The sequence below is a fragment of the Rhizobium sp. LjRoot258 genome, from assembly GCF_964254185.1.
Lineage (GTDB): Bacteria > Pseudomonadota > Alphaproteobacteria > Rhizobiales > Rhizobiaceae > Rhizobium.
On record NZ_CAXUST020000001.1, the window covers coordinates 1,518,386 to 1,533,480 of the forward strand.

Sequence of the window (15,095 nt, forward strand, 5' to 3'; positions counted from 1 at the left end):
GCGGCAAGGGCCGCCGGGCTACCGCTTCAATCCCCGGCCTCGACACCGAGAAAGCCGCCGGATTGGCGAGCCCACAGCCGCGCATAGATGCCGTCCTCCCGTAGGAGGTCGTCATGGCGCCCCTCCTGCGCAATCCGGCCCCTGTCGAGCACGACGACCCGATCCATCCGTGCGATGGTTGAAAGGCGGTGGGCGATGGCGATGACGGTCTTGCCATCCATGAAGTCGTAGAGCGTGTCTTGGATGGCAGCTTCGACCTCGGAATCGAGGGCGGACGTCGCCTCGTCCAGGATCAGGATCGGTGCGTCTTTCAGGATGGCGCGGGCAAGCGCGATACGCTGGCGCTGGCCACCCGAAAGCTTCACGCCGCGTTCGCCCACATGTGCCTCATAGCCGATCCGCCCCTGCTGGTCGCGCAGGCCTGGAATGAAGCCGTCCGCATGGGCCTTGGCGGCGGCGGCCTCGATCATCGACAGCGGCAGGTCAACTCGGCCATAGGCGATGTTGTCTCGCACCGAGCGATGCAGCAGGGCGGCATTCTGCGCAACCATGCTGAAGTGGCCGCGAAGGCTTTCCTGTGTCACCGAGCGGAGGTCCTGACCGTCTACCAGGATCCGCCCTCCATCGGCTTCGAAGAAGCGCAGGGCGAGATTGACGAGAGTCGATTTGCCCGCGCCCGACCGACCGACCACTCCCACCTTCTCACCGGATTCAACGCGCAAGCTGACGCCATCAAGCCCACCGCTGCCCTTGCCGTAATGGTGGCAGACTTTCTCGAATGACACCGCGCCGCCATTGAGTTTCAGTTCGGTGGCATCGGGACGGTCCGGAATATCGATCGGCTGGGCGATAGTGCTGAGCTGGTCACGTGCCGCCCCGACATAGTTGAACAGCGCGGCGACCGCATCGAGCAGCCATTCGGCCATTGCGGTGATGCGGAAGCCAAGCGCAAGGGCGGCAGCGACCATTCCGAGCGGTGCTGCTCCCGATTGCCACAGGATGATCGAGTAGCCGATGAGGCTGACCATCAGAAGGCTGCTGAGGAAAACCATACTTATGTTGACCATGACCTCGAGTTTTTGCACCGAGATAAAAGCCCGGCGAGCGGTGTCGAGATGATCGCGGCTGTCCCGGTCCTCGTCCCGCTGGCGGGAAAAGAGCTTGATCGTGTCCATATTCGAGAAGGTGTCGACCAGCATTCCGGAGAGCGCCGAGTCGGCCTCCTGAAATCGCTGCGAGGCGTTCCTCACGCGCGCAACCACGAAGCCCATCAGCACGAAATACAACCCGACCCAAATGGCCATCGGAATAACCAGGCGCAGGTCTGCCGAGGCCATGAGCCAGATGGACCCGACGACATAGATTGCCACATAGGAGATGGTGTGAATGACCGAGTACGCAGCTCCCGTCGCGGTGTTGCCGAGTTCCTGCACGCGGTAGGCGACACGTCCGGAAAAGTCGTTCTGAAACCAGCCGACCGACTGGCGCTTTACATGGCGCAGTGCGCGCCAGCGGATCATCGCGACTGCATTCGGCCGAAAGGCGATGTCATCGAGCGACTCGCGCGCCGCAGCAACCAATGGCCGGACGACCAATAGCAGGAGCGCGGCAACAAGAAGCTCGGCGCCATGGCCCGCCCAAAGCTCGCCCGGGCGAGTGGCCGCAAGCGTATCGACGAGCCGACCTGAGAAGCCGATCAGCCAGACTTCGAGGATCGCGCCGACGGCGGTCAGCAAGAGGCTTGCCGCAACGACGCAACGCAGCGGCCTCAGCGCACTAAAGATAAATGGCCAGACCCGATCGGGCGGCGTGTTGCAGGTATAGGATTGGAATGGATCGATCAGCTTTTCGAAGCGACGAAACATGAAGGCCCTCCATGGGGCAGGACAATGTCATTTGATGATGGACCGAACAGGCAGCCCCTAACGGCACTACCGTTCAGCGGTGGTTTCCGGTGCCGTTGGTTCTCATCAAACGATCTCCCCATGGGTCGCTTTGCGCCGGCTCAATCCGGCGAATGGCCGATTTATTACCATTTTGGGCTGCGTGTGTGAACCCCTCGACGCCCTAGGGGCGAGTTTTGCATCTGCGCAGCCACCTATGCAGCGAGTTGCTCAAGCGTCTGTCGGCAATTCATTTTGTCGTCTTCCAGGCCTGTCCCGGCAGGAATATGCTTGGCAACCATGGTCACCTCTGTGCCGTCCGGGGTCGGCCGCAAATGTGTGCGGATCGTCATTTCAACGGCAAAAGCGGGATCGGCGGAATCGAATACAGTCGTCCAGACCACGAGGGATTTCGGGATGAGCCGGGCAATTTTCCCGAGGAAACCGGTCGGTCTTCTCCGAGGTCTTGCCCACCATGATGGTGTCTCTGTCAGAACAGACGAGCGACATGCTGAAGGCACCGCCTTCCCCGCCCTCAAATCCATGCACGATGCCGCACATGTCGCCTGGCGACAGCCATGTGGCAACGGCCTCCGCATTGAGGAAGGCGACATAGACCGCGCTTGGCGGTGTGACTGATGTGGGAGACAGTCGTGCTGCGGTTTTGGCTCATCCGACGAAAGATAGCGGCCGCGTACCGATGGAAAAGACCGCCGCGCCGATATGGCGAGGCGGCCCCTTGTTGGTCAGACTAGGCGGCTCTGCTCGGTCGCCGCTTCGATGAAGCTTGCGAACAGCGGATGCGGATCGAGGGGGCGGCTCTTAAGTTCCGGATGGTACTGGACGCCGATGAACCACGGATGATCCGGATATTCGATCGTCTCCGGCAATACACCATCCGGCGACATTCCCGAGAAGACGAGACCGCAGTTTTCCAAACGATCCTTGTAATCGACGTTGACTTCGTAGCGGTGGCGATGGCGCTCGGAAATATCGGTCGAGCCGTAGATCTCGGAGATCTTGGTGTCCTTCTTTAGCGCAGCCTTGTAGGCGCCAAGGCGCATCGTGCCGCCGAGATCGCCCGATGCCGTGCGCTTCTGCAGCTCGTTGCCTTTCACCCACTCCGTCATCAGGCCGACGACTGGATTCTTCGTCGGGCCGAACTCGGTCGACGAGGCGCTTTCCACGCCGGCAAGATTACGGGCTGCCTCGATGACGGCCATCTGCATGCCGAAGCAGATGCCGAAATACGGCACTTTGCGCTCGCGTGCGAAACGAGCCGCGTGGATCTTGCCTTCCGAGCCGCGCTCGCCGAAGCCGCCGGGAACGAGGATTCCGTGGACCTTCTCAAGGTACGGCGCCGGATCTTCCTTTTCGAAGACCTCGGATTCGATCCATTCGAGCTTGACCTTGACGCGATTGGCAATGCCGCCGTGATGCAGCGCTTCGATCAGCGACTTATACGCATCCTTGAGGCCGGTGTACTTGCCAACGATCGCAATCGTGACTTCGCCTTCCGGCGTGCGGATACGGTTGCAGACCTCTTCCCAGGGATCGAGGCGCGGCTTCGGCGCCGGCTCGATGCCGAAGGCTGCCAGCACTTCGTTGTCGAGGCCTTCCTTATGGTAGGCGATCGGCACGTCGTAGATGTTGGCGACGTCGAGCGCCTGGATGACAGCGGATGGACGGACGTTGCAGAAGAGCGAGAGCTTGCGGCGTTCGGCCTCCGGGATTTCGCGGTCGGCGCGAACGAGCAGGATGTCGGGATGAATGCCGAGCGCCTGCAGTTCCTTGACGGAGTGCTGCGTCGGCTTGGTCTTCAACTCGCCGGCTGCCGGAATATAGGGCATCAGCGTCAGGTGGACGTAGATCGCAGTGCCACGCGGCAAGTCGTTGCCGAGCTGACGGATCGCCTCCATGAAGGGCATCGCCTCGATATCGCCGACCGTCCCGCCGATCTCGCAGATGACGAAGTCGTAGTCGTCATTGCCCTCCGTCACGAAATCCTTGATCTCGTTGGTGACGTGCGGGATGACCTGTACGGTCGCGCCGAGATAGTCGCCGCGGCGTTCCTTGTCGATGATGTTCTTGTAGATGCGGCCGGTGGTGATGTTGTCGGTCTTGGTCGCCGAACGCCCGGTAAAGCGCTCGTAGTGGCCAAGATCGAGGTCGGTTTCGGCACCGTCGTCGGTGACGAAGACTTCGCCATGCTGGGTCGGGCTCATGGTGCCCGGGTCCACGTTGAGATAGGGGTCGAGTTTGCGAAGCCGCACCCGATAACCACGGGCCTGCAGCAACGCTCCGAGAGCCGCGGCCGCAATTCCTTTACCGAGAGAGGAAACCACGCCGCCAGTGATGAATACGTATCGCGCCATGGGAGTCACCGGATACCTTTTCAAAAACGATTCCACCAGCCCAAAAATTCATTTCCTGAACTTTTGGTGCCAGCGCGAAATCTGAACAAAAGAAAACCGGCAGACCCGAGGGCCTGCCGGCGGTTTATGCTGTGTGCCGCTTACTGTCCGCTTGGGACGGTTGCGGGCGCCGGAGCCTGTGGTGCTGCCGGAGCCGTTTGAGTAGACGCTGGTGCCGATGCAGCCGGGGCCGCGGGTACCGTTGCCGCCGGAGCGGTAGCGGCGGGCGCCGTTGCTGCTGGAGCGGACTCGCCGCTGGTCGGAACGCCGTTATTGCTCTGCGGGGCCGGTGCAGCCGGAGCGGAGTTACCATTCTGGCCGCCGAGCGAATCAAGAATACCGTTGCCCTGTCCGCTCGTCGCCGGAATACGGTTCAGAATATCCGTCGGACGGCTCTCATAGCGGTTGAGGATACCGAGACCGAGCGAGGTAATGAAGAACAGCGTCGCCAGGATCGCGGTCGTGCGGGTCAGCGCATTGGCCGTGCCGCGGGCGGACATGAAGCCCGAACCGCCGCCGATGCCAAGGCCGCCGCCTTCCGAGCGCTGGATGAGCACGACGCCGACAAGCGCCAGCACGATCATGAGATGGATGACAATCAAAACGGTCTGCATGGGTCCAGTCCTGCCCACACGCACGGCGGGCATAAAGTAAAATTCTGGCGCTCTTTACATGAGCTGATCCGCTATTCCAAGCCCTTCGGCTCGGAATATACACGGCTCTAAGCAAGCAACGCGTCGTATGCGCCGTAGATGGCGAGGAAATCGGTTGCTTTCAAGCTTGCGCCGCCGACCAGTGCGCCATCGACATTCGCGACGCCCATCAGTTCCTTCGCATTGCTTGGCTTGACCGAGCCGCCATAGAGGATGCGGATCTTCTTGCCGGCACCGCCAAAACGGGCAACGAGCTCGGAACGCATGAAGGCGTGCGCCTTCTCGACGTCTTCCACGGTCGGCGTGACACCGGTGCCGATCGCCCAGACGGGCTCGTAGGCAATGACCGCGTTCTCGGGCGTCGCGCTGTCCGGCACCGAGGCGGAAAGCTGACGCTTGATGACGTCGAGGGCCTGGCCAGCCTTGCGCTCGTCAGCCGTTTCACCGATGCAGACGATCGCCGTCAGTTCCGCTGCGAAGGCAGCCTCTGCCTTGGCGCGCACAAGATGGTCGGTCTCGGCATGGTCGGTGCGACGTTCCGAATGGCCGACGATGACGTAAGTGCCGAAGCAATCGGCAATCATCTCGGCCGAGATATCGCCGGTGTGGGCGCCCGATGGATTCTGGTGGCAATCCTGTGCGCCGATCGCAAGCGGGCTATCCGTGCAGAGCGCCGTAGCCACATAAAGTAGCGTCGCCGGAGGGCAGATCAGCGCCTCTACCTTGGCGGAAAGTGGCGTCTGAACACCTTCTGCGATCGCCTTGATCTGGTCGAGGGAGGCACGCGTGCCGTTCATTTTCCAGTTTCCCGCCACGAGCGGGCGCACGTCAGGTGTCATGCCAGCCTTCCAATCTTCCACGTATCCAGCGGCCTTAGCAAAAGCAGGGATCAATGAAAAGGTTTCGTCCCCTTACGTAAGGGAAATAACGGCTCTTTGTCGCGCAAATGCTTAAAATTTGGGGCCGATGTTGCTGAAAATCATAGACCGGAGCGCCATGCACGCTCTGGCCTTCTGTCTTACTGGCGATCGTCAGGAGCCCAATAGCCAGTTCAGGGTACGGCGCCAATCGATCATCCGGATTGGCGTTCCGTGGTTGCCGGTCTGGTAGAGCGTGAAATGCGTAGGGTAGCCCGTCTTCAGCAGCTTTTCGAACAGTGTCTGCTGGTCAGTCGCCGCATAGACCGGATCACGGCTGCCATGCGCGAACCAAAGCGGCAGCTTGGCCTTGAAGAACGAGCTCTTGGCAAAATCCGGATCGGCAACGCCGCTCAGGATCACCATCCCCTTGAGGCGTTTCACGCTGTCAGGATCGCGGCTCACGCCCCAGCAGAGCTGGCTGCCCATCGACGCACAGGTCAGGATGATCGGCTTGCCGGGCGATTGTTTGGAAACGTAACGGATCAGACCCTCAATCGCAGCCACTCCATCGCTGTCGAAGGCTTTGACCGACGGCGAGTAGTAGACGCCACCGTTGCCGGCCACGAGGTTCTTAAGGCGATTGAAGTTTCCGCCGAAGCTGTAGTCGTTGGCGCCGAGACGCCGGTCGCCGTTGCGTCCGTGAATGAAGATGACCGCAAATACGGCTCCCGAGCTTTGTCCCACCCGGGTGACATCGAGCCTTTGGGCGCCAAGCTGCAACGTCTCGTCAGACTGCTGCTTTCTAATGCCGAGAGACACATATTTTTGTTGAGCGCGTTTCTGCGGTATCTGATCGCGGCCGTTGATGTCGCGCATCTCGTCGTATTCGATGACGTCGAGCGCGCCTCTATCGCTTGTCTGCAGCACGTTTTGGGTGGAAAAGAGATCGTCTTTGTAGGGCGGCAGCCGCTCAGCGGCCTGGCCGCTTGCTGACGCCGCCAGGAAAAAGGCCGCAATTGCGGCGATAGTGGTGCAATGACTTGTGGACATTCGCATGCGCATGGTTCCCTGAGCCTTGTGACCGCTTGCCATTCCACGCCCATCAACGCAAACCATTTCCTGAGAAAGTCCGCCGGATCGGGCGGCGTCGCGTAACAAGGCACTTTCTGGCAGAATCTGCCTGATTCGCAAACGTGACATCAAATGCGGTGATTTTGGGTCAGGCTTGGCATAGGCCGCCTGCCCCCGACAGGATGAAGATCTGAACAGCCCCATGGACGATAGCAACGACCTCTTTTCCGGACTGCCCCTGACACCGAAGCAGGAGGAGGCCCCAAAGCCTGCCGAGCCGCCAAAGGCTGCGCCCGCCGAGGCTGCTGCTCCAGTCTCGCGTCCAGCGCCTGTAAGCTCGGCATCGGACGACTATGGCGCGTCCTCGATCCGCGTTCTCGAGGGGCTCGAGCCCGTTCGCATGCGTCCGGGCATGTATATCGGCGGCACCGACGAAAAGGCGCTGCACCATCTGTTCGCCGAGGTCATCGACAACTCGATGGACGAAGCGGTCGCCGGCCATGCCAACTTCATCGAGGTCTATCTCGACCGCGAAGGGTATCTGACGGTCAGCGACAACGGACGCGGGATACCCGTCGAAAACCATCCGCAGGTTCCAGGCAAGTCGACGCTCGAAGTCATCATGACCAAGCTGCACGCCGGCGGCAAGTTCGACGGCAAGGCATACGAGACATCCGGCGGCCTACATGGCGTTGGCGTTTCTGTCGTCAACGCGCTTTCCGATGTGCTGGAAGTTGAGGTTGCGCGTAATCGGAAGCTGTATCGCCAGCGCTTCTCCCGAGGTTTGCCGCAGGGCGAACTGGAGGAACTCGGCGACGTCCATAATCGTCGTGGCACGCGTGTCCGCTTTCACCCCGATCCGCAGATTTTTGGCGAGCACGCAAAGTTCGATGCGGGGCGCGTGTTCCGTATGGCTCGCTCCAAGGCTTACCTCTTTGGCGGCGTGGAAATCCGCTGGAGCTGCGAGGAAGGTGTGCTGCCGCAAGGCTCCGAGATACCTGACAAGGCGGTCTTCCACTTCCCCGGCGGTCTGAGGGATTACCTGCAGGCGACGATGGGCAAGGAATTCACCGTCACCCGCGAGATCTTCGCAGGCAAGACGGAGAAGACCAGCGGTCACGGCTCGCTGGAGTGGGCAATCACCTGGTACGGCGGCGATCCTCAGGTCCATTCCTACTGCAATACCATCCCGACACCCGAAGGCGGCACACACGAGGCAGGCCTGCGCATCGCGCTGACCAAGGGCCTGAAGAACTACGCTGATCTGACGCAGAACAAGCGCGCCGCCCAGATCACCACCGATGACGTGATGATCTCCGCAGTCGGCATGCTGTCGGTCTTCATTCGCGAGCCTGAATTCGTCGGCCAGACGAAGGACAAGCTTGCGACCGTCGAAGCCCAGCGCATCGTTGAAAACGCACTTCGCGACCCGTTCGACCACTATCTTGCCGACAATCCGAACGAAGCAGCCAAGCTGCTCGACTGGGTCATAGAGCGCGCGGAAGAGCGCCTGCGCCGTCGCAAGGAAAAGGAAGTCAACCGCAAGACGGCCGTGCGCAAGCTGCGTCTGCCGGGCAAACTCGCCGATTGCGCACAGAACACCGCCCAGGGTGCCGAACTCTTCATCGTCGAAGGTGACTCGGCAGGCGGCTCCGCCAAGCAGGCGCGTAACCGCGCCAACCAGGCCATCCTCCCTCTGCGCGGCAAGATCCTCAACGTCGCAAGCGCCGGTCGCGAGAAGCTTGGCGCCAACCAGCAGCTCGCTGATCTCGTCCAGGCGCTCGGCTGCGGCACACGCTCGAAGTATCGTGAGGAAGACCTTCGCTACGAACGCATCATCGTGATGACCGACGCCGACGTCGACGGCGCTCATATTGCGTCGTTGCTGATCACGTTCTTCTACCAGGAGATGCCCGAGCTGGTCCGTGGCGGTCACCTGTTCCTTGCCGTGCCGCCGCTTTACAAGATCACCCAGGGCGCGAAGTCGGCCTACGCCCGCGATGACGCGCACCGGGCCGAGCTGATGGAGACCGAGTTCAAGGGTAAGGCCAAAGTCGAAATCAGCCGCTTCAAAGGCCTCGGCGAAATGCTGCCGGCGCAGCTCAAGGAAACCACCATGGACCCAAGCAAGCGCACGCTGTTGCGCGTGGTCATTGACGAGGTGGATTTCGAGGGCACGCGCACGGCGGTCGACGACCTGATGGGAACGAAGCCGGAAGCTCGCTTCCGGTTCATTCAGGATCGTGCTGCCTTTGCGGAAAACCTCGATATCTGAAACGGTTAGTCGAGGCGCACTGTTATTTCCGTCTTCACGGAGTTGGCGAGGAAGCACAGTTCATGTGCCTCGTGATGTAGTCTCTGTTCGATCTCGGGGTTCGGTCTGTCGCCGGCATAGATGACCCGCGGACGAAGCTCTACGCGGCTAACCATTGTCTTGCCATCCACGGTTTCCATGAGGCCGGTCGCTGCATCGACATAGCTGTCGATCATGATGCGCTTCTTTGAAGCAAGCCAGAGGTAGAACAGCATGTGGCAGCTCGACAACGCCGCAACGTACGCCTCTTCCGGATCCACATTTTCAGCAAGCGCGTAGGGCAACGGCACATTATGCGGCGAAGCGGAGGCAGCAACGGAAGCACCGCCATCGAAGTTCCATGTATGTCCGCGGCTGTAGCGTCCGTCGATAAAGCTTGCCGCGCCCCGCTCCCACGCGACCTCTGCGGAAAACGTCGTCATCCTGTCATTCTCCTTCGCGCGTCAGGCGCGCTGTTGTCATCCGCAAATGGGCCGACAAGGTCTGCAGCGCCGCGGCTTCGTCGCGACGTGCGCAGGCTTCGATGATGGCGCAATGCTCGGCGTGGAGGTTGACGCGCTCATCGGAGCCCTTCGGCTGTCTCAGATAGGCGCGGCGCGATTCACGTCGCAGTTCATCGATCATGAAAAGCAGGCGGGCATTGCCGCATCGCCCATAGAGCGTTCGATGAAAAGCGACATCCAGCTCTTCCAGGGTAGCAGGGTCCTCCTCTTCAACCAGATCTTCGTTGAGACGGTGCGCCTTTCGCAGGTCGCTATCGCCGAGCATCGGCAGCGATCCACGCAGCGCCATGTTCTCCAACGCTGCGCGGATCTCGGCGAGCTCACGTGCCTGCTCTTCCGTCAAACCGGCGACAGCAAGGCTTCGGTCTGGCCGCCGGTCGAGCAGGCCCGAGGCCAGCAGCCGATCAAGGGCTTGGCGCACCGGCTGGCGGCTCACGCCAAATCGCTCCGCCAGAAGCTCCTGCTTCAATACTGTCCCCGGCAGCAGGTTGCCGCCTTCAATGTCGCGCCGGAGCGCCGCCGTGATCACATTTGTATCCATGGATCCAAAGTAACCGACCGAGTGAATTTTGGCAACGCTGTTGCAGGATTCCGTCATATTGATTGCGGAGAATGGGGTTAAGGAGCGTAGTGTAATCGCTGGGGATTTCGGATGCGCCTGTTGGCAGCATTAATCGGTCATTGTGCTTGCGCCCGAGTGATACATGGCCCATATCCATAGTCAAAATAGGGGGAAAAGAGCGACGTGAGCCTTCCGAACAGCAATATCCAGCGAGAGTCGCGATGGCTCGGCCCTTCGGGTCCTGCCCGCACGCCACTAATTCCCTCGATCTCTGCGGCGCGCTGGCTGCTGGTCCTTGTTGTCGCGGCTGGCGTCTACTTCTTCTATGGCTTTGCCGTCCCGGTGCTTGCGGCGCTTGTCATCGGTTTTGCAAGCTGGCCGCTTTACCGCCGGCTGCTCGAGCGTGTCGGCGGAAACACCACGATCGCTGCCACCGTCGCCATTGTGCTGATCGTCACGTTCCTGGTCTTACCGATCGTCTTCGCTGTCACCTATACGACAGGCGAAGTGCGAGAGTGGGTGGCCTGGGCGGTCCATGCAAACAGGTCGGGTGCGCCGACGCCGCAGTGGATCATCGCCCTGCCCTTTGCCGGGCCCTATCTCGACGAGTTGTGGACCAAATATATCGGCAGCCCCGGCTCCATGGGTGAGGTGATCCAGGCTGTCAGCGGCGCCAACATCGGCAACATCTATCGGGCGATCCTGGCAGCAGGCGGCGGCGCCTTCCACCTGCTGCTGACGCTGCTCTTCATGCTGATTGCGCTGTTCTTCGTTTACCGCGATGGTTCCGCTTTCTCACGGCAGATCGACATGCTCGGCGAGCGTATTCTCCCGAACCGCTGGGAGCGGATTTCGCGGGTCGTACCGGCAACCATCAGCTCAACTGTCATGGGCATGACGTTGATCGCGATCGGCGAAGGCATCGTGCTTGGCGTCGCCTATTGGATCGCCGGTGTCCCCTCGCCCGTGACGCTCGGCGTTCTCACCGGCATCATGGCCTTAGTACCGGGCGGTGCGCCGCTCTCCTTTACGCTGGTGTCCGTCTATTTGCTGGCTAGTGGCTCGCACATTGCCGGCGTCGGTCTTTTTGTTTGGGGAACGGTCGAGCTGTTCATTGTCGACAAGACGCTGCGCCCGAAGCTCGTCGGCGGTCCGATTAAATTGCCATTCCTGCCCACGTTCTTCGGCCTCGTGGGCGGCGTGAAGACCATGGGCTTCCTCGGCCTCTTCATCGGGCCGGTCCTGATGGCCCTCATCGTCGCGATCTGGCGAGAGTGGATGCACGAGGTTCGCGATGCGGAAACAGGCCCACAAGTCATGATCGACGAACAGGTCCCTCCGGGATCTCGCGCGGCTGAGTGATCAGGCGAGCCGCTTTTCCATGAACAGACTGAGCGGGTCCGGCAGGTAGTCGCCGAACGGTTCTATTTCGACATAGCCGTATTTGCGGTAGAGAGCGATTGCCTCGGGCTGGTAAATGCCGGTTTCGAGCCGAACGGCCCGGAGCTTCTTTTCACCGGCGGCCGCTTCGAGCGCGTTCATCAGCTTGCTTGCCACCTTCAAGCCGCGCGCGGCCGGGTCCACGAACAAGCGTTTGATCTCCGCCGTTCCGTCGCCAACCTCGACCAGCGCGCAGCAGCCGACGATGGCGCTGTCGTTGCGGGCGACAAAGAAGTTGACGGTCGGCTTTTCCAACGTTGAGACATCGACGAGGTGGTTGCTCTCCGGCGGATAGAGTGACTGCGCGTAGGTATCGGACATGTCGAGCAATCGGAGCACGCCTTCCTGGCGCGGTGGTTCTAGAGCAATCGTAATGGACACGAAATTTTCCTGTCTTGGATGCGCTCCCCCATGGCGAAAAAGTTAATCCTGGGGCGCCTTCATTCCGTTGGAATTACAGTCTCTAAGAGGCAGAGTTTCAATATTCACAAGGCGATATTATGCAAGCGGTATTGGTTGCAATGACCATCTTAGGGTGCAACGACTCGGTTACACAATGCAACTACATCGCCACGGTCGAGAGACAGTGGCAGAGCGTTGCGACGTGCGACGCCGACTCGGAAAGGCAGCTGAAGCACTTTACGAATGTAAGCTACCCGACAGTCATTGCCGTTTGCGAGCCACCGAAGCCTGCTACGCCCCCGGACGCACCAAAGGCTGGCGTAGAAAACGCGCCAATCCTGCCCGCGCCAGCTGAAACGCAAGGTCGTTTGTCAATTCTCGCTGACCGGGTGGCGGGCCAGGTTCGTGCACATTTACCATCAGGCAGCGATATGAAAACAGTGCTGGTTTCGCCCGTCCATTTCGTCTCGGGAAGCTATTCCTGGGTCGCGAAGCGGCTTCACCCCTAGGCCGCGGCGAGAGACGTTACCTGCGCGTACGCGCGCGCATGCTGCCGCTGTTCCGCAATGTGCAGCCTTTCGACCGTCTCGAGGAGTTCTTGGGCAGCACCGCGCGTTCCATGCCGACGGAACTTCTCAAGCAGCTTGTCGCAGACGTCGCCGAGCATCGTGGCGGCAAGGTTTTTCGATGCCTCCCGCCACAGCAGCGTTGCTTCGACGAAGATCACGCTGATGTCGCGGGCAAGGCCGGCCGATTCGTAGAGGGCGCGCACTGCGTGCATGCGCCCGGTCGCGAGGATGGAGCGAACGCGTCGCTCGTCACAACCCGTAAGGTTGACAATTGCAGCCGCAAAGAACTCCACCTTGCCCGAGCAGAGGGCATGCATCAGGAAGGACGGCGTCAGGTGGCCGCTTACCCGCAAATGTTCGACAAGGTCTGAAATCTCGTGCGGCGTAAGGTCGCCCGCAATCGAGACGACGGCGGCTTCGTTGGCTTCCCGGCTGATCCGATGCAAACGGCTCGGATCGATCGTCGCCTGCGCCAATGGCAGATTGACGAGGGCGATGCTGACATGCTGCGTCAACAACTGGCGTGCGTCTGCCGGCAGGTCCCAACGATTCAGCAGCAGATTGCGGATTTCGCAATGGTGGCCGAGACGCTCGGCAATTCTCTTGAGCGAATAAGGTGCGATCACCGCCCCGTTGTTTTCGAGAAGGCACAGGACGGTCTCGTCTTCGCCGATTTCGGCAAGCGCGGCAGAAACCGACCGTGAGATCGTGCCACGCGCTGCAATCAGCATTCGCGTAACGTCGCTGCCGCTGGCCGCCAGATCCACCAGATCGGCATCCGACAGCAAGGGCGAGCATGTGACGGCGTGGCACGCAATCTCCGGCTGGTCCGCTGCGAGCGAGAGAATAATGGCTCGCGGCGCGTTCGGCGACCACGAGATTGCTTCGGCAAGCGCCAGCCTCACTTTGGGGGATGGGTCGTCGAGCAGAAAAGTCAGGGCCATCTCGGCGGCTGCGTGTTCTGCTGCAGCCATCTCGGACTGCAGATAGGCTCTGCCCAGGGCATTGGCCGCGCGGGCCCTGTCTCCGGCCTTGGCGGTTTCCGCCCAACGAAGAAATGCTTCTACGATCACCCGTGTGCCCCATGCCCGAATGCGATTCTCTCGCATTCCAATCAGTGGGATTACGGTATGCGCAAAAAGTTTATGATTGGTTCACCATGTTTATGAAAGGCTTGGCCGGGAGCCTCAAACCTGCGGACGAAACATTTCGAAGACGTTGCTGTCTTCGCTGTAGTCCATGTAACCCATGCGCGCGATCGGCCTGGCGATCGCCATATCGAGGCGGCCGTCGCGAATGATCGTTTCGTCGATGCGGATGCCGATGACCTGGCCGAAGACCATGACGTTCTCGGAATCCTCGCCACTGACTGACTTCGGCACAAGGGTTTCCGTTACCTTGCATTCGAGCACGGCAAAGGCTTCGGCGACATAGGGCGCATCTACAAGCTCGCCTTTCCTCGCAGTCAGGCCGGCAAGCGCAAACTCGTCGACACCGTAGTCGACGGCAGCCGATGAGGTATTCATCTTCTCGACCAGGTTTCGGCTCACGAAGTTGCAGGTGAACTCGCCGGTCTCGACTGCATTCCTGTGACTGTGCTTGCGGCCGGCGGAAGAAAACATCACGAGTTTCGGGCGGTCGGAAATCGCATTGAAGAAGGAGTACGGCGCGAGATTGATCGAGCCGTCCCGTCCCTTGCTGCCGATCCAGCCGATCGGGCGCGGCGCGACGATTGCCTTGAAGGGATCATGCGCCAGACCGTGCCGGTTCGTATCGGTGGTGTAGAACATCAGTCCTCTCCGCCAAACCAGGTAACCGTCTCGGTCAACTCCGGACGCGGGCGCTCGACGGCAGGAAACGTCGTCGACCCCATGTGAATGAAGCCGGCGATCCTTTCGCCCGGCTTGACGCCGAGCAGCTCGTAGGCCCGCTCGTCGTAGGCGAACCATTCCGTCAGCCAGTTGGCGACCCATCCGTGGGCGTTGGCGGCAAAGATCATGTTGAGGCAGACTGCGCCGGCAGACATCAACTGCTCCCACTCGGGAATCTTCATATGCGGGCCGGACTTGCTGACGACGGCAACGACGACGGGGGCGCGGGTAAAGCGCGTCCGCTCCACCTGTATCATTTCGTCGGAAAGTTCTGGCTTGGCCTCGAGTGCGAGCTTCAAAAGCTCCTCGCTGATCCGGGCACGCTCTTCGCCGCGATAGACGATGAAGCGCCATGGCGCGAGCTTGCCGTGATCAGGCACGCGCGAAGCCAGGCGCAAAATCTCTTCGATCTCGGCCTTGTCAGGCCCCGGCTCGGACATCTGGAATGCAGGAATAGAACGGCGCACGCCGAGATAGTCGATCAGCTTGATATCGGATTTCATGCGGGAGAGACTTCCATTTTCATGAACTGCATTTGGGATGGGTCTTGAAT

General features: G+C 60.7%; 14 protein-coding genes and 1 pseudogene. 3 read left to right on the forward strand and 12 right to left on the reverse strand.

What is annotated here, in order from left to right:
- Positions 1–26: 26 nt before the first annotated feature.
- The 6 genes and pseudogenes from ACSQ9D_RS07660 to ACSQ9D_RS07685 all read right to left on the reverse strand — a co-directional run bounded on the left by ACSQ9D_RS07660 (position 27) and on the right by ACSQ9D_RS07685 (position 6,866).
- A complete protein-coding gene (locus ACSQ9D_RS07660; RefSeq protein ID WP_436281733.1) occupies positions 27–1,865 on the reverse strand; it encodes an ABC transporter ATP-binding protein in 1,839 nt (612 codons plus the stop codon).
- Between the two features lie 233 nt (positions 1,866–2,098).
- Positions 2,099–2,556, reverse strand: a pseudogene (locus tag ACSQ9D_RS07665) (SRPBCC domain-containing protein).
- Between the two features lie 73 nt (positions 2,557–2,629).
- Positions 2,630–4,258 (reverse strand): CTP synthase, encoded by a 1,629-nt coding sequence (locus ACSQ9D_RS07670; RefSeq protein WP_037121996.1) that lies wholly within the window; start codon positions 4,256–4,258, stop codon positions 2,630–2,632.
- A 140-nt stretch (positions 4,259–4,398) separates the two neighbouring features.
- Complete coding sequence (secG, locus tag ACSQ9D_RS07675) at positions 4,399–4,911, reverse strand: preprotein translocase subunit SecG (protein WP_436281734.1); 513 nt, start codon at positions 4,909–4,911, stop codon at positions 4,399–4,401.
- A gap of 107 nt (positions 4,912–5,018) precedes the next feature.
- Positions 5,019–5,789, reverse strand: a complete 771-nt coding sequence (tpiA, locus tag ACSQ9D_RS07680) for a triose-phosphate isomerase (protein ID WP_436281735.1) — start codon at positions 5,787–5,789, stop codon at positions 5,019–5,021.
- A 192-nt stretch (positions 5,790–5,981) separates the two neighbouring features.
- Positions 5,982–6,866 (reverse strand): alpha/beta hydrolase, encoded by an 885-nt coding sequence (locus ACSQ9D_RS07685; protein WP_436281736.1) that lies wholly within the window; start codon positions 6,864–6,866, stop codon positions 5,982–5,984.
- Positions 6,867–7,083: 217 nt separating this feature from the next.
- Between ACSQ9D_RS07685 and parE the strand changes: the two genes are divergently transcribed.
- A complete protein-coding gene (gene parE, locus ACSQ9D_RS07690) occupies positions 7,084–9,156 on the forward strand; it encodes a DNA topoisomerase IV subunit B (protein ID WP_436281737.1) in 2,073 nt (690 codons plus the stop codon).
- A gap of 5 nt (positions 9,157–9,161) precedes the next feature.
- On the opposite strand, the gene ACSQ9D_RS07695 is transcribed toward parE, so the two are convergent.
- Both ACSQ9D_RS07695 and ACSQ9D_RS07700 read right to left on the reverse strand, forming a co-directional pair.
- Positions 9,162–9,617 carry an OsmC family protein gene (locus tag ACSQ9D_RS07695; RefSeq protein WP_436281738.1) on the reverse strand — a complete coding sequence of 152 codons (456 nt, stop codon included), beginning with the start codon at positions 9,615–9,617 and terminating at the stop codon, positions 9,162–9,164.
- A gap of 4 nt (positions 9,618–9,621) precedes the next feature.
- A complete protein-coding gene (locus tag ACSQ9D_RS07700) occupies positions 9,622–10,239 on the reverse strand; it encodes a GntR family transcriptional regulator (RefSeq protein WP_436281739.1) in 618 nt (205 codons plus the stop codon).
- A gap of 204 nt (positions 10,240–10,443) precedes the next feature.
- On the opposite strand from ACSQ9D_RS07700, the gene ACSQ9D_RS07705 reads away from it, so the two are divergent.
- Entirely contained in the window at positions 10,444–11,622 is a 1,179-nt protein-coding gene (locus ACSQ9D_RS07705) for an AI-2E family transporter (RefSeq protein ID WP_436281740.1), read from the forward strand.
- Here ACSQ9D_RS07705 and ACSQ9D_RS07710 read toward each other — a convergent pair whose 3' ends face one another.
- Complete coding sequence (locus ACSQ9D_RS07710; protein ID WP_436281741.1) at positions 11,623–12,081, reverse strand: GNAT family N-acetyltransferase; 459 nt, start codon at positions 12,079–12,081, stop codon at positions 11,623–11,625. It lies immediately after the preceding gene.
- A gap of 119 nt (positions 12,082–12,200) precedes the next feature.
- On the opposite strand from ACSQ9D_RS07710, the gene ACSQ9D_RS07715 reads away from it, so the two are divergent.
- The gene (locus ACSQ9D_RS07715) at positions 12,201–12,611 is read left to right on the forward strand and encodes a hypothetical protein (protein ID WP_436281742.1); all 411 of its coding nucleotides are present in this window, start codon (positions 12,201–12,203) and stop codon (positions 12,609–12,611) included.
- Here ACSQ9D_RS07715 and ACSQ9D_RS07720 read toward each other — a convergent pair.
- The 3 genes from ACSQ9D_RS07720 to ACSQ9D_RS07730 all read right to left on the reverse strand — a co-directional run bounded on the left by ACSQ9D_RS07720 (position 12,608) and on the right by ACSQ9D_RS07730 (position 15,045).
- Positions 12,608–13,780 (reverse strand): DUF2336 domain-containing protein, encoded by a 1,173-nt coding sequence (locus ACSQ9D_RS07720; protein WP_436281743.1) that lies wholly within the window; start codon positions 13,778–13,780, stop codon positions 12,608–12,610. The genes ACSQ9D_RS07715 and ACSQ9D_RS07720 overlap by 4 nt on opposite strands.
- 78 nt (positions 13,781–13,858) lie before the next feature.
- Positions 13,859–14,461, reverse strand: a complete 603-nt coding sequence (locus ACSQ9D_RS07725) for a flavin reductase family protein (protein WP_436281744.1) — start codon at positions 14,459–14,461, stop codon at positions 13,859–13,861.
- Positions 14,461–15,045 (reverse strand): nitroreductase family protein, encoded by a 585-nt coding sequence (locus tag ACSQ9D_RS07730; protein ID WP_436281745.1) that lies wholly within the window; start codon positions 15,043–15,045, stop codon positions 14,461–14,463. The genes ACSQ9D_RS07725 and ACSQ9D_RS07730 overlap by 1 nt, the downstream gene beginning before the upstream one ends.
- Positions 15,046–15,095 lie beyond the last annotated feature (50 nt).